Origin of the sequence: Bordetella genomosp. 10, from assembly GCF_002261225.1 — a bacterium.
Lineage (GTDB): Bacteria > Pseudomonadota > Gammaproteobacteria > Burkholderiales > Burkholderiaceae_B > Bordetella_C.
Map to the genome: position 1 here is coordinate 1,223,171 of NZ_NEVM01000005.1, position 14,880 is coordinate 1,238,050.

The 14,880-nt window shown below is 67.7% G+C and carries 12 protein-coding genes and 1 pseudogene; 10 read left to right on the forward strand and 3 right to left on the reverse strand.

Going from position 1 to position 14,880, the window contains the following annotated elements; translation table 11 throughout:
- Positions 1 to 475 precede the first annotated feature (475 nt).
- The 4 genes from CAL29_RS21685 to CAL29_RS21700 all read left to right on the forward strand — a co-directional run bounded on the left by CAL29_RS21685 (position 476) and on the right by CAL29_RS21700 (position 4,683).
- Positions 476 to 916, forward strand: coding sequence for an HU family DNA-binding protein (locus CAL29_RS21685; RefSeq protein WP_094855066.1), 441 nt, complete (start codon positions 476 to 478; stop codon positions 914 to 916).
- Positions 917 to 1,210: 294 nt separating this feature from the next.
- Positions 1,211 to 2,944: a nitrite/sulfite reductase gene (locus CAL29_RS21690; RefSeq protein ID WP_094855067.1), complete on the forward strand. Its 1,734-nt coding sequence runs from the start codon at positions 1,211 to 1,213 to the stop codon at positions 2,942 to 2,944.
- Positions 2,937 to 3,464, forward strand: a complete 528-nt coding sequence (locus CAL29_RS21695; protein WP_094855068.1) for a DUF934 domain-containing protein — start codon at positions 2,937 to 2,939, stop codon at positions 3,462 to 3,464. The genes CAL29_RS21690 and CAL29_RS21695 overlap by 8 nt, the downstream gene beginning before the upstream one ends.
- Before the next feature lie 121 nt (positions 3,465 to 3,585).
- Complete coding sequence (locus tag CAL29_RS21700) at positions 3,586 to 4,683, forward strand: calcium:proton antiporter (RefSeq protein WP_094855069.1); 1,098 nt, start codon at positions 3,586 to 3,588, stop codon at positions 4,681 to 4,683.
- A 37-nt stretch (positions 4,684 to 4,720) separates the two neighbouring features.
- Here the strand turns inward: CAL29_RS21700 and CAL29_RS21705 are convergent, their stop codons facing one another.
- Positions 4,721 to 5,344 (reverse strand): hypothetical protein, encoded by a 624-nt coding sequence (locus tag CAL29_RS21705; protein ID WP_094855070.1) that lies wholly within the window; start codon positions 5,342 to 5,344, stop codon positions 4,721 to 4,723.
- A 43-nt stretch (positions 5,345 to 5,387) separates the two neighbouring features.
- Positions 5,388 to 5,837, reverse strand: coding sequence for a hypothetical protein (locus tag CAL29_RS21710; RefSeq protein WP_143277714.1), 450 nt, complete (start codon positions 5,835 to 5,837; stop codon positions 5,388 to 5,390).
- A gap of 224 nt (positions 5,838 to 6,061) precedes the next feature.
- Between CAL29_RS21710 and CAL29_RS21715 the strand changes: the two are divergent.
- Together CAL29_RS21715 and glgX are read left to right on the forward strand one after the other, a co-directional pair.
- A pseudogene (locus CAL29_RS21715) lies at positions 6,062 to 8,154 on the forward strand (putative bifunctional diguanylate cyclase/phosphodiesterase).
- Between the two features lie 71 nt (positions 8,155 to 8,225).
- Positions 8,226 to 10,520, forward strand: coding sequence for a glycogen debranching protein GlgX (gene glgX / locus CAL29_RS21720; RefSeq protein ID WP_094855072.1), 2,295 nt, complete (start codon positions 8,226 to 8,228; stop codon positions 10,518 to 10,520).
- 219 nt (positions 10,521 to 10,739) lie between these two features.
- On the opposite strand, the gene CAL29_RS21725 is transcribed toward glgX, so the two are convergent.
- The gene (locus tag CAL29_RS21725; RefSeq protein WP_094855073.1) at positions 10,740 to 10,946 is read right to left on the reverse strand and encodes a CsbD family protein; all 207 of its coding nucleotides are present in this window, start codon (positions 10,944 to 10,946) and stop codon (positions 10,740 to 10,742) included.
- A gap of 201 nt (positions 10,947 to 11,147) precedes the next feature.
- Here CAL29_RS21725 and hutG point away from each other — a divergent pair, with 201 nt between their 5' ends.
- The 4 genes from hutG to CAL29_RS21745 all read left to right on the forward strand — a co-directional run bounded on the left by hutG (position 11,148) and on the right by CAL29_RS21745 (position 14,675).
- Positions 11,148 to 11,936, forward strand: coding sequence for an N-formylglutamate deformylase (gene hutG, locus CAL29_RS21730; protein WP_094855074.1), 789 nt, complete (start codon positions 11,148 to 11,150; stop codon positions 11,934 to 11,936).
- A gap of 12 nt (positions 11,937 to 11,948) precedes the next feature.
- Entirely contained in the window at positions 11,949 to 12,890 is a 942-nt protein-coding gene (locus tag CAL29_RS21735) for a DMT family transporter (RefSeq protein ID WP_306430693.1), read from the forward strand.
- Positions 12,891 to 13,103: 213 nt separating this feature from the next.
- Entirely contained in the window at positions 13,104 to 13,607 is a 504-nt protein-coding gene (locus CAL29_RS21740) for an RNA polymerase sigma factor (protein WP_094855075.1), read from the forward strand.
- 72 nt (positions 13,608 to 13,679) lie between these two features.
- A complete protein-coding gene (locus CAL29_RS21745) occupies positions 13,680 to 14,675 on the forward strand; it encodes a FecR family protein (RefSeq protein WP_094855076.1) in 996 nt (331 codons plus the stop codon).
- Positions 14,676 to 14,880: the final 205 nt, after the last annotated feature.

The window sequence follows — 14,880 nt, forward strand, 5'->3', positions numbered from 1 at the left end:
CGGCGTGGCGGCGCCCGTCGTGCAACGGCCCCGAGGCAGCCGAAACCCCTTTAAAACAGGCTTTCGGCGCATCGCGCCCTGGCCTCCGGGCCGCAGCGGCAGGACCGCCGCGCGGACGGCGGCATCCTCGAAACCCTTGCGAAGCGCCTGGCAAGACGCCTTGCGCAGCGCCTTGCAAAACGCCTTGTATATAGGCTTTTCCCACACTGACGGACCGGCCGGACGCGATGCCGCGCGCGCCGCGCAACGCCGCGATGGCGACGTGCAAGCATGGTCGGCAAGGCATGACATTGCGTAAAAATCCCGTATTTTTAGGGCCCGTGGAGGCCAGAACCGTTGTTCCTGCGCGTCTCCGTGCGATTTATGCCGCGATACCGCGCAAATAATGTACACAGTCGCTTTGCTTCCGCTATCATCGCGTTCAGCCGGCGCATGGCGTGCGGCACGTATATTTCAACCCTAACTTTCATCGACCATGGCCACTAAAAAAGCTCCTGCTAAGAAAGTTTCCACCGTTGCCAAGAAGGCTCCGGCCAAGGCCCCGGCCAAGAAGGCCGTCGCCACCAAGGCGGCTCCCGCCAAGAAAGCGGCCGCTCCCGTGTCCGTGATCAAGACCGCCCTGAACAAGAGCCAACTGGTGACCCACCTGGTCGAGCAGACTGGCGTCGAAGCCAAGTCGGTCAAGCTGGTCCTGGCCAGCCTGGAAGGCGCCGTGCTGGCTTCCGTGAACAAGAAGGGCGCCGGCGAATTCGCGCTGCCCGGCCTGTTCAAGGTGTCGGTGCAGAAGGTTCCCGCCAAGCCCAAGCGCTTCGGCAAGGATCCCTTCTCCGGCGAAGAGCGCTGGTTCCCGGCCAAGCCGGCTTCGGTCAAGGTCAAGGTCCGTCCGCTGAAGAAGCTGAAGGACGCCGCCCAGTAAGGCGGCCAGGCCACGCGGCGCGCTCCGCGCGCGGAGCGCGCCGCGTCGTCCGATCTGGCAAAGCCCGCCGTCAGGCGGGCTTTTTGCATTCCGGCGCAAGCCCGCGCGCGCCCAGGCCGGGGGCACGCCCCGTTTGCCGCCGCGCCGCGAAAATCCCTATATAAATCCAGGCCTTAAGCAAATAACCATTCCAGGGGGTTGGCCGACACGAGCGCGCAAGATTCGCTACGATTGCACTTTTCGCTTTCATCGAGGCCGTAGTCTGGCCCGCCATGCGTATCGAGGCGCAGCATCATGTACGTGTATGACCCCATAGACCAACGTTTGGTCGAGGAGCGCGTCGCCCAGTTCCGCGACCAGACCCAGCGCTTCCTGTCCGGCGAGTTGACGGAGGACGACTTCCGCGTCCTGCGCCTGCAAAACGGCCTCTACATCCAGCGCCATGCGCCCATGCTGCGCGTGGCCATTCCCTACGGCATGCTGGCTTCGCGCCAATTGCGCATGCTGGCCCACATCGCCCGCAAGTACGACCGCGGCTACGGCCATTTCAGCACCCGCCAGAACATGCAGTTCAACTGGCCCAAGCTGGAGCAGGTGCCGGACATCCTGGCCGACCTGGCCACCGTGCAGATGCACGCCATCCAGACCAGCGGCAATTGCATCCGCAACACCACCACCGATCATTTCGCCGGCGTGGCCGCCGATGAGGTGACCAATCCGCTGGTGTGGTGCGAGATCATCCGCCAGTGGTCCATGCTGCACCCCGAATTCGCCTTCCTGCCGCGCAAGTTCAAGATCGCCGTCAGCGGCGCGCGGGAAGACCGCGCGGCCGTCGGCGTGCACGACATCGGCCTGCAGGCGGTCGAGCAGGACGGCGTCACCGGCTTTCGCGTCTGGGTCGGCGGCGGCATGGGCCGCACCCCCATCGTCGGCAAGCTGATCCGCCCCTTCGTCGCCTGGTACGACCTGCTGACCTATCTGCAGGCCGCGCTGCGGGTCTACAACCTGCACGGCCGCCGCGACAACAAGTACAAGGCGCGCATCAAGATCCTGGTCAAGGACCTGACGCCCGAGGTGTACGCGAAGCAGGTCGAGGAGGAATGGGCCTTCATCAAGGACGGCCCCAACCGCCTGAAGCAGGAAGACCTGGACCGCATCGCCGGACGCTTCACCTGGCCGGAATACGATGCCGACGCCGCCACGGCCGCCGACCCGACGCCCGGGCAGGCCGACGCCGACCCGGCCTTCGCGCGCTGGCTGCGCAAGAACACGCACGCGCACCGCGTGGCCGGCTATGCGTCGGTCACGCTGTCGCTGAAGGCCACCGGGGTCCCGCCCGGCGACGTCACCGACGCCCAGATGGACGCCATCGCCGACCTGGCGGACGCGTATTCGCACGGCGAGCTGCGCGTGTCGCACGAGCAGAACCTGATCCTGCCCGACGTCCGCCGCGACCGCCTGCACGCCTTGTGGGAAGCGCTCAAGCCGCTGGGGCTGGCCACGCCCAACATCGGCCTGCTGACCAACATCATTTCCTGTCCCGGCGGCGATTTCTGCGCCCTGGCCAACGCCGTGTCCATCCCGGTGGCGCAGGCCATCCAGGCCCGTTTCGACGATCTGGACTACCTGTTCGAGATCGGCGAGCTGGACCTCAACATCTCCGGCTGCATCAACGCCTGCGGCCACCATCACGTCGGCCACATCGGCATCCTCGGCGTCGACAAGGCCGGCGAGGAGTGGTACCAGGTTACCATCGGCGGACGCCAGCACGGCGGCGAGAACGACCTGAACGACGTCGACCCGTCGCGCGCCGGCGGCGCCGCCATCGGCCGCATCATCGGACCGTCGTTCGCCCGCGAGGAAGTGCCGGACGTGGTCGAGAAACTGATCCAGACCTACCTGCGCCTGCGCGACAGCGACGCGGAACGTTTCGTCGACGTGGTCACGCGCGTCGGCATCGACCCGTTCAAGGCCGACGTCTACAACGAACCCGCCAAGGACAAAGCCGGCGAGCCGGCCCATGCCTGATACCCAGACCATCATGAAGAACCTGATCCGCTACGGCGAGCTCATCGACAACACCACGCGGCGCTTCGTCCCGCCCGAGGGCGACGCCGCCGCCCTGCCGCCCGACGAACCGGGCTGGGAAGTGCCGCTGGCCACCTGGCTGGCGGCGCGCGACGCCTTGCGCGCGCACCGGCATCCGGTGGCGGTACTGCTGGGGCCGGCGGACGATCCGGCCGAACTGGCGCAGGACGGCGAACGCCATATCGATCCCGCGGGAATCGCCTACATCGCCATCGAATTCCCCTCCTACACCGACGGCCGCGGCTACTCCATCGCGCAGCAACTGCGGTCCCATTACGGCTGGCAGGGCGAGCTGCGCGCGGTGGGCGACATCCTGATCGACACCATCCACTACCAGGCGCGCTGCGGCTTCGACAGCTTCGTCGTCAAGGAAGGCCACGATCCGCAAAAGGCCCTGCAGGCCCTGGGAACGTTCACGGTGCACTACCAGCGCGAGTACCCGCGCCCGCTGGCGGCGTAACGCCCGGCCGGAAAAACCCTGCCCTGCAATGCAACGCCGCCCCTTCGGGCGGCGTTTTGCTTTGGTATGCTTGACCGCTTGCTTGCCTCGCCTTCAACCGCGCAAGACACCATAAAACGCTATGCACCTGCTCAAGCAAGAGAAGTTCCTGGTACTGGCCCTGCTCCTGGCCGTCGCGGCGCACTCGGGCATCATGGAAAGCGCCGCCGAGGGCGGCTGGATGGCCGCCCTGGCCGCGTCCGTGGTGCTGATCGCCGCCATCCTGGCCGCCTCGATGAGCGTGGCCAACCATGCCGAGCAGCTCGCGCACAAGGTGGGCGACCCGTATGGCAGCATGCTGCTGACCCTGGCCGCGGTGGCCGTGGAGGTCATCGTGCTGGGCATCGTCCTGGTCAACAGCGGCACGCCCACGCTGGCGCGCGACAGTATCTACGCCGCCGTCATGCTGGACATCAACGGCACGCTGGGGCTGGCCGCGCTGATCGGCGGCTTCAAGCACGGCGAGCAGTCCTACAACGACGATTCCGGCCGCACCTATACCGTCATGATCCTCACCGCCATGGGCATTTCCATGGTCGTGCCGGAATTCGTGCCGTCGCAGTCCTGGGCGCTCTACAACGTCTTCACCATGGTCGCCCTGGTGCTGCTGTACAGCGTGTTCCTGCGCATGCAGGTGGGCCCGCACAGCTATTTCTTCAGCTACAGCTATCCGGACAAGAAGCGCCGGCCCGCCCCGCGGCAGGACGCCGAGGCGGAGCCGGAGAGCGGCGCGGCCACGTCGGTGATCGTCATGCTGGCCGGCGTGGCGGTCGTGGGCGCGCTGGCGGAGGCGCTGTCGGTGTCGATGCCGGCGGCGCTGGCGGGCACCCACGCGCCCTTCGCGCTGCTGGCCCTGGTCGTGGCCATCATCTCGGCGGGTCCCGAAATCATCACCGCCCTGCGGGCGGCGCTGCGCAACCGCATGCAGTCCACGGTGAATATCGCCATGGGCGCGTCGCTGTCGACCGTGACGCTGACCATCCCCATCATTACCTTGCTGGCGATGTGCCTGGGGCAGCCGCTGCAAATGGCGATGACGCCGGGGCAGGCGGTGATGACCGTCATCACGCTGGTGGTGGCGGCCATCAATCTCAACGACGGGCAGACCAACGCCATCGAGGGGATGACGCACCTGGTGCTGTTCCTCACCTTCCTGATGCTGACGGCGATCGGGCTGTAGGTCGGGCTGCATAGGTCGGGCTGTTACCGTCCGGCTGTTACCTCGGCGCGACCGTCGGCGGCGGCGCGGTCGCCGGGCTGGACATGGACTCCGGCTCGCGCTCCGGCGGCCGCAGCGGATCGAAATCCACCCAATGCCCATCCTGCCAGCGGCCGTTGGCGCGCTCGACGTCGACGCCGCCGGCCCCCCGCAACAGACGACAGGCCTCCGCTTCGCGGGTGGGATCCGTGTGCAAGGCCAGCAGGACGCCGGCATGGCGCGCCTCGGGGTGGTCGGGCTGGCCGCTGGCGGCCGGCGCCGCCCCCGGCTTGCGGCGGCCCGTCACGAACAGGGCGCCCACGAACGACCCGATATAGGCGCCGACGCCCGCCACGGCCAGCACCGCCAGCGGCGTAAGGGTCAGCGCCGCGCCGATCAGGCCGCCGGCGACGGCGCCGATCAGGCCCAGCCCCGCGCCGCCCAGCAGCGCGCCGTACTGCGCCGGCCCCGCGTCGGGGTCGGCCGGGCGGTCCCCGCCTATCGGGTACTTGGCGTGGGCGCCCGCCATATTGACGTAGAAGATATGCACGTCGGCCTCGGCGAAGCCGCCGGCGAACAGGGCGCGGGCGGCGGTTTGCGCCTGGTCGAACGTGGTGTAGCGTGCCGCAACGATCAAAGCCATGATTGTCTCCTCGTTGTGATGCGTCAGCGCTCGTTGCGATGCGTCAGCGCGGCGACAACCGCACCCGTATCGCCGGCGCGGACACCGCATGCAGGCTGGCCTCGTCCGCGACGTCGGGCTGCGCGCGGAACGACGCGTCGAGAAAAGAAAAAGTGAGCCGCGCGGCCAGGTCGCGCAGGGCCGTTCCCAGGTCGGGGAAGCCGCGCCCGCGCAGCGCCGCGTGGTCCAGCTCGTAGCCGTAGACGTGCGACGCCTCCAGGAGGTCGCCGATGTCGATGACCTTGCCCTCGGCGTTCTGGACGTGGATGCGGCCCGCCGACGTGGAGATGGCGAATTCCTGCTCGACCGTGGCGGCCGCTCCTGCGGCAGGCGTTTCCACCGCGCCGGCCCGGGGCGCCGGCGCGCCCGCGTCCGCCCCCGCCGCGTCGGGGAGAGGCGATTCGGCGCCGAGCTCCACGGCCAGGCCGTGCAAAGTATTCCTTAGCTTGCTCATGCAGGACCTCCCGGAAAACAACACCAGGGGGAGCAATTCCCATTCCTATCGAGGCCTTTTCAGCAAGTAGGACTGGAAAAGTGACATGATGGCGGTCTTTTCGCCAAATTTCACATTTTGTCAGTTATGGGTCAGGGTGGTCCCCGCGACGGCCGATCCCGGGAATCAGGACGCGCGCGGCCCGCTCCCCGGCTGGCATAGGTATAGGTAGTAGGAGATAGTCGATGCTATCCGGTAGCTACAACACACCGCTGGTGTTGTGCTCGATCCTGGTCGCGCTGCTGGCGTCGTACACCGCGCTCGACCTGGTCGGGCGCATCCATAGCGTCGGCCGGATCGCGGCCCGCTGGTGGCTGCTGGGCGGCGGCACCGCGCTGGGCATCGGCATCTGGTCCATGCACTTCATCGGCATGATCGCGTTCAGCCTGCCCATCGCGCTGGCCTACGACCTGCCCCTGACGCTGTGGTCCCTGCTGGTCGCCATCGGCGCCTCCATGCTGGCGCTGTGGCTGGCCAGCCGCGACCGCCTGCCGTGGCCCCACCTGCTGGCCGGCGCCCTCCTGATGGGCGCGGGCATTTCCGTCATGCATTACACCGGCATGGCGTCGATGCGGATGCAGCCGGGCATCGACTACACGCCGCGGCTGGTCGCGGCCTCCGTCGTCATCGCCGTGCTGGCGGCGGGCGCGGCCCTGTGGATCGCCCATCGATTGCGCCGGCACGGCAAGCACGTGCGCCTGCTGCGCGTGGGCGCGGCCGTGCTGATGGCCTGGCCATCGTCGCCATGCACTACACGGGCATGGCGGCCGCCAGCTTCCCCCTGGGCACCATCTGCGCGGCCGCCGCCGGGGGCGGCCTGAACACCACCGGCCTGTCCATGCCCATCGTCGTGGCCACCTTGGCCGTGCTCAGCGTGGCCCTGGTCACGTCGGTGCTGGATCTGCGGCTGGAGATCAGCACCGCCCGCCTGTCGCGCTCGCTGGCGGAGGCCAACGAGGAACTGTCGCACCTGGTGCTGCACGACAATCTCACCAAGCTGCCCAACAGGCTCCTGCTGGGCGACCGGCTGAAGCAGGCGGTGGAGCATGCCGAGGCGGGCGGCAACCAGGTCGCGGTGATGTTCCTCGACCTCGACGGCTTCAAGGGCGTCAACGACTCCTTCGGCCACCAGACCGGCGACCAGTTGCTGATGCAGGTGGCCGGACGCATCCGGCAAGCCGTGCGCGCGCAGGACACGGTCGCCCGGGTGGGCGGCGACGAGTTCGTGCTGGTCGCCTCGGTGAAGCAACCGCGCGATGCGGCCGCGCTGGCCGACGAACTGGTGCGCATGATCGACGAGCCGGTCACCATCCATGGGCACGACCTGCTGGTGACGGTCAGCATCGGCATCGCCCTCTATCCCGACGACGCCCACACGCCGGAAGATCTGCTCAAGTTCGCGGACACGGCGATGTACCGCGCCAAGTCGCTGGGCCGCAACCAGTATTGCTTCTTCGAGACCTCCATGAAAACCAACAGCGCCAGCCACCTGGCGCTGTTGCAGGACCTGCGGCTGGCGCTCAAGCGCCAGGAATTCGAACTGCACTACCAGCCGAAATTCCGCGCCCCGGCCGGCCCGCTGACCGGCGTCGAAGCGCTGCTGCGCTGGCGCCACCCCACGCGCGGCCTGGTCATGCCCGACGACTTCATTCCCCTGGCCGAACGCACCGGCCAGATCGTGGCGATCGGCGAGTGGGTGGTCGACGAGGCGTGCCGCCAATTGGCGGACTGGCGCGCCCGCGGCCGCACCGACCTGACCATGGCGGTGAACATTTCGCCGGTGCAGTTCTCCCACGCCAATTTCGTCCCCGCCGTGCACGGCGCCATGGAACGCCACCGGATCGGCGCCGACCTGCTGGTGCTGGAGATCACCGAGACCACCGCCATGCACGACGTCGAGGCCAGCCTCGTCACGCTGCAACGCCTGCGCGAACTGGGCGTGCGCATTTCCATCGACGACTTCGGCACCGGGTATTCCAGCCTGCTGTACCTGAAGCGCCTGCCCGCCAGCGAACTGAAGATCGACCGCGGCTTCATCAGCGACCTGAAGGCCGGCAGCGAGGACGCCGCCATCGTTTCGTCCATCATCGCGCTGGGCGAAACGTTGAACCTGAACATCGTCGCCGAGGGGGTCGAGACCGGCGACCAGCAGGCCCTGTTGACGCAACTCGGCTGCGATTCGCTGCAAGGCTACCTGCTCGGTCGTCCGGCCCCCGCCGAGGACATCGAGAAAATCGTCATCGGCGAGGAAACGCCCGGGCAAAAAACAGGGACATAGTTCGGGCACGGGGCTTGCTGACAGCCAACCCCGCGCCTGGTTCCAGGCGCGTCCGCCACGGATCCCCGGCCATGCCCAATCAACCTCGAATCACCGAAGGCTCGCCCTTCCCCCTGGGCGCGACCCTGACCGAAAACGGCGTCAATTTCGCGCTTTTCTCGGCCCATGCCACCAGAGTCGACCTGTGCCTGTTCGATGAACTCGGCGAACAGCAGATCGAGTGCATCACCCTGCCGGAATTCACCGATGAAATCTGGCACGTCCACGTCGCCGGCCTGACGGCGGGAACGGTCTACGGCTATCGCGTATACGGTCCCTACGAACCGGAGAACGGTCACCGCTTCAATCACAACAAGCTGCTGCTCGACCCCTATGCCAAGGCCTATGTCGGCGAATTGAAATGGGACCCCGCCGTCTTCGGCTACACCCTGGGCGACGAACAGGGCGACCTCAGCTTCGACGAGCGCGACAGCGCGCCCTTCGTGCCCAAGTGCCGTGTGGTGGACCAGCGCTTCACCTGGACGCACGCCACGCGCGTGCGCGTGCCGTGGGAACGCACCATCTTCTACGAGACCCACGTGCGCGGCTACACCATGCGCCATCCCGGAGTGCCGGAGGCGCTGCGCGGCAGCTTCGCCGGCCTGGCACGCGACGCGGTCATCGACCACATCAAGAGCCTGGGCGTGACCTCCGTGGAGCTGCTGCCCATCCACGTCTTCCTCAACGACAGCCATCTGCTGGACCAGGGCCTGACCAACTACTGGGGCTACAACACCATCGGCTTCTTCGCCCCCGACCCCCGCTATTTCTCGCAGGCGCCGGGCGCCATCACCGAGTTGAAGCAGATGATCGACCGCTTCCACGAAGCCGGCCTGGAGATCATCCTGGACGTGGTCTACAACCATACGGCAGAAGGCAGCGAGCTGGGGCCGACGCTGTCCTTCCGCGGCATCGACAATGCCTCGTACTACCGCCTGCTGCCCGACCAGAAGCGCTACTACATCAACGATACCGGCACCGGCAATACGCTGAACCTGTCGCATCCCCGCGTGCTGCAGATGGTGATGGACAGCCTGCGCTACTGGGTGACGGAAATGAACGTCGACGGCTTCCGCTTCGACCTCGCCACCATCCTGGCGCGCGAGCCGGACGGCTTCGACTACAACAGCGGCTTTCTCAAGGCTTGCCGCCAGGATCCCATCCTGTCCAGCGTCAAGCTGATCGCCGAGCCCTGGGACTGCGGTCCCGGCGGCTACCAGGTGGGCAACTTCCCGCCCGGCTGGGCCGAATGGAACGACCGCTACCGCGACACCACGCGCGCCTTCTGGAAAGGCGACGACGGCATGGCGCCGGAATTGGCCAGCCGCATCACGGCCTCCGGCGGCGACTTCAACCACGGCGGCCGGCGCCCCTGGGCCAGCGTCAACTTCCTGACCGCGCACGACGGCTTCACGCTGAACGACCTGGTTTCCTACAACGACAAGCACAACGAGGCCAACGGCGAGGACAACCGCGACGGGCATTCCGACAACCGTTCCTGGAATTGCGGCGCCGAGGGCCCGACCGACGACCCGGACATCCGCGCGCTGCGCGAACGGCAGAAACGCAATATGCTCGCCACCCTGCTGTTCTCCCAGGGCACGCCGATGATCGTGGCCGGCGATGAATTCGGGCGCACCCAGCAGGGCAACAACAACGCCTACTGCCAGGACAACGACATCAGTTGGGTCGACTGGGAAATCGGCGAGGACGGGCTGGCCCTGATCGAGTTCGTGCGCAAGCTGACCACCTTGCGCCACACCTTGCCGGTGCTGCGGCGGGGCCGCTTCCTGACCGGCGACTACGACGAGAGCATGGACGTGGCCGACGTCAAATGGCTGAGCTCGTCGGGCCAGGAACTTACGCACGAGCAATGGGCGGACACCAATATGCGCTGCTTCGGCCTGGTCATCGACGGCCGCGCGCGCGCCACCGGCATACGCCGGCCCGCCTCCGACGCCACGCTGCTGCTGATCTTCAACGCCTATCACGACGTGGTGGACTTCACCCTGCCGGAGATCCCCGGCAACGACCGCTGGACCTGCCTGATCGACACCAACGCGCCGGTGCGGGCCGAGTTGCCGGAATTCGCCTCGGGCGACGTCTACCAGGTGACGGGTCGTTCGCTGCTGCTGTTCTCCCTGCAAGCCAAGGGGGCGACGCAGCGCGTCTTCGACAAGCTGGAGGAAGCCTTGACCGACGAGGAAACGCCGGAGCCCGCGCGCGAGGCGGCCGCCATCGTGCGGGATACGGTGAAGAAGACAAGGACGAGCAAGAAAGACGGCGGCGACGCGCAAGGCGGTAAAACCGGCGGCGGCGCGCCGTAGCCCGGGGAGAGACGCCCAGTCCCCTTCATGCGCCGGCCATGGCAAGGCGCGTGAAGGGGACGGGCAAGCGGGGACGAGACAAGCCGCCGCGGAAAAGCAAGCAAAAGGGCACGCGCCCCGCCAGCGTCTTGCGCGGGGCGCGTGCCCTGTTTCATGGATTCACGGCGAGGCGCGCCGGCCGGCGCGCCCTTCCCCATCAATCCGGATGGGCGCCCATCATCAGTGCGGCTTGCGGACGGCGGCGTCGTCCTTGGCTTGGTCCTTGGCTTCTTCCTTGGCGTCGCCCCATGCCTTCTGGGCCTTGCCCATGCCTTGCTGAACGTCACCCTTCAGTTCCTGGGACTTGTTCCCGGTGACCTTGCCGACGGTTTCGTTGACCTTGCCCTTGACCTGTTCGCCCACACCCTTCACTTGGTCCTTGTTCATGATGAACGCTCCTTTCGCTACCGCCGGAAATCGGCGGCTTCGGTATCCATGGCGCAAGGGGCATGCCCGGCGCGCGTCCCCGGAAATCCGCCATGGCCGGAGCGCAATACAATCGGTCCCCTGATTTCCGGTTTTTTCCGGTCCCTCATCCCGCCGCCGCGGCCGTCCGGTCCCGGCGGCCCGCCTTCCACGCAGGACAGCATGAGCGAAATATTCCACTTCGAACGCGGCACGGCGCCGCTGCTGATTTCCATTCCCCACCTGGGCAGCCTGATCGCCGACGAGCAGAAGCCCCACATGACCGAGACCGGCCTGCGCTCGGGCGATACCGACTGGCACCTGGACACCCTGTATGCCTTCGCCCGAAGCATCGGCGCGTCCTTCCTGTGGGCGCGCTATTCGCGCTACGTGGTGGACCTGAACCGCTCGCCCGACGACGGCAACCTCTACCCCGGCCAGACCAAGACCGGTTTGTGCCCCACCCTCGCGTTCGACGGCACGCCCTTGTACAAGGACGAGTCGGTGCTGACTGACGCCGAGCGCGCGCGCCGCCTGCGGACCTACTGGCAGCCCTATCACGACCAGTTGCGCGCCGAGATCGATCGCCTGCGCGCCCGGCACGGCAAGGTCATGCTGTGGGAAGGCCACTCCATCGCCAGCGTGCTGCCGCGCCTGTTCGACGGCAAGCTGCCCGACCTGAACATCGGCACCGCCGGCGGCGACAGTTGCGCGCCGGCCATGGAACAGGCCATCCGCGCGCGCCTGGAACAGGACTGCCCCTACACCTGGGCCATCAACGGCCGCTTCAAGGGCGGCTACATCACGCGCGCCTACGGCGACCCCGCGCGGAACGTGCACGCCATCCAACTGGAAATGTGCCAGTCCACCTACATGAACGAGTCCTACCCCTACGCCTTGCGCGAGGACCTGGCCGGCGGCGTGACGCCGGTGGTGGAGAGCCTGGTGCGCGCGGCCTACGCTTGCCTGTAGGACTTGCCGTCCGTGAACCACTCCGACCGCCTCTCGTCCCCGCCAGGCGGCGCCCTGGCCCGCCGCCTGCCCGAACTGTCGCTGGTCGGCGTCACCATGATCTGGGGCCTGACCTTCCTCACGGTCCAGCATGCCCTGGCCTACAGCACGCCGCTGTTCTTCGTGGGCTGCCGCTTCGCGGCGGCGGCACTGGCGGTGGGACTGGTCTCGCGCCGCGCGCTGCGCGGCATCGCCTGGCGCGACATCCGCGCCGGCGCCGTCATCGGCGCCTGCATCGTCACGGGCTACGGCTTGCAGACCATGGGACTGCAGCACGTGGCCAGCAGCGAATCGGGATTTCTCACGGCGCTGTACGTTCCCCTGGTGCCGCTGCTGCAATGGCTGTTCTGGCGGCGGCCGCCCCATGCCATGTGCCTGGTGGGCGTGGCGTGCGCCTTCGCGGGCATGCTGTGCTTCGCCGACGGCGGCGCCGGGCTGGCCTTGTCCTTCAACCTGGGGCAGACGCTGACGCTGGTGGCGGCGGTGGCCTTCGCGCTGGAAATCAGCGCCATCAGCCACTACGCCTCGCGCGTGAACGTGCGCTGCGTGACGGTGGCGCAACTGGCGTTCACCGCGATCTTCGCCTTCGCGCTGCGGCCCCTGGTGGGCGAGCACGACGCGCCGGCGCTGTCCTGGGAACTGGCGGCCTTCGCCGGCGGACTGGGTTGCGCCAGCGCGCTGATCCAGGTGGCGATGAACTGGGCGCAGAAGACGGTCGACGCTTCGCGCGCGGCCATCATCTACGCGGGCGAGCCCATCTGGGCCGGCCTGTTCGGCCGTCTCGCCGGCGAGCGCCTGCCGGCGCTGGCCCTGGTCGGTGGGTTCCTGATCGTGCTGGCCATCGTCCTGTCGTCCATCCCGCGGCCCAAGCCGCGGAACGCCTACCGCGCCCGGCCCGGCATCGAGCCGAAGTAAGAGGAGCCGAAGCAAGAGGCTTCGCGGGCGCGGTCCGGCTGCGTGGCCGCGTTGCCGTGTTGCCGTGTTGCCGTGTTGCCGTGTTGCCGTGTTGCGCGCCGTTGAACCGGACATTCCGACGTTGCGCCCACGCCGTGGATCGTGGATACAGTTGTTGTAATGATAATTGTTTTCAACAATAATCCACGATTTCGTGCATCTTCGCGCTCCCTCATGTCCACGCCCCCCTCCAAGAAAGGTTGGCTCGCCTATTACGGCGAGCTGCTGGGCACCTGGACGCGCCGCGCCGACTCCCGGCATGACGCGGAGGACGCCACGCACGACGCCATCGCCAACCTGCTGGATGGCCGCGCCGCCGCGGTCGAATACCCGCGCGGCTATCTGCATCGCAGCGTGCACAACCGGCTGATCGACATTCATCGCCAAAGCCAGGTTCTCGATCGCGTGCCGCTGCACGACCTGCCCGAACCCGACCATCCCGTGGTTTCCGATCCGGACGCCGCGCCGCGCACCGCGCAATTGGTGGCCGACCTGAAGACGGCGCTGCTGGACCTGCCGGTGAAATGCCGGCAGGTCTTTCTATGGCACCGGCTGGAAGGCTATACGCAGGAGGAGATCGCGCAGCGCATGGGCATCTCGGTCAATATGGTCGAAAAATACATGATTCGCGCCACACGGCACCTGCGGGAGCGGTTAAAACATCATGCCCCGCACTGAGTCAGGGTTCCCGCCCCGTGGAACGTCTTATCCCATGAGAGGAAAATCGCCCCGGCCCGCCGGCGCCCCGCTATGACCGCCACCGAATCCGCCCTGCCGTCCCACCCGCGCGACGCCGCCGCCTATTGGTTCGCGCGCGTGCATTCGGGCAATTTCAGCGCGGCCGAGCAGCTCAGGTTCCAGCAATGGCGGCAGGCGGCGGCCGCGCACGAGCACGAATACCGGGCGCTGGAAAACATCTGGCGGGCGGCGGGCGAACTGCGGCCGGAGGACGTGGAGGATCTGCTCCAGGCGCCGGAACCCGGCGCCCGGCGGTCACCGTCCAGCGCGCGGCGGGCCTGGCTGGCCAGCGGGATGTCGCTCTGCGCCCTCGCCGCCGCCGGCGGCTTCTGGGGCTGGCAACAGCGTTCGGGGCCGGCGCGCTATGCCGCGGAATTCTCGACGCGTCCGGGCGAACGGCGCCGGGAGACGCTGCCCGATGGATCCACGCTCGACATCAACACCCGCAGCCGCGTCACGGTGCGCTACTTCGACCGCGAGCGCCATGTCGCGCTGGCCGAAGGCGAAGTGATGTTCCTGGTGGCGAAGGACACGGCGCGGCCCTTCATCGTGGACGCGGGCGCGGCCGCCGTGCGCGTGACCGGCACGGAATTCGACGTGCGCCGCGAGGGCGAGGACGTCGGCGTCACGGTGCAATCCGGGTCGGTGGAAGTCACGACGGGCCATTGGTGGCGGCGCGAGCGCGTCGCCCTCACGGCAGGCCTGGGCGCCGGGACCAGGGCCGGCCAGGCGTTGCCGGTGGACCGCGTCGACGTCGCCGCGGTGACGGCGTGGCGCCAGGGCAAGGTGGTGTTCAAGGACCGTCCGCTCCAGGATGTGGTCGCCGAGATGAACCGCTACCTGGAGCACCCGATCCACATTGCCGACAGCCGCCTGGCCCGTCTCAGCATGGCCGGCGTCTTCAGCACGCAGGACGGCCCGGGCTTCCTGCAGGCGCTTGCCGCCACCTTGCCGGTGAGCGTCAGGCCGCGCGCCGATGGCGGCGTCGATCTCGCCTATTCCCGCTGAACGGCCGCGAGCCGGGCGGGTTCCGGCCGCGCCTGGCTCCGCGTGGCTAGATCTGCGCCGCTTGACTCGGCGCTGATCGGCTCGGCTCGGTTTCCGCTTTGGCTTTGGCGTCGGCGTCGACGTCGGCAGCCGTCGTTACAATTTTCTTTGGGATTTCGTTCAGGGTTCCCGCGGGGTGTTCCGTCCTAACGATTGAAGGGGCTTG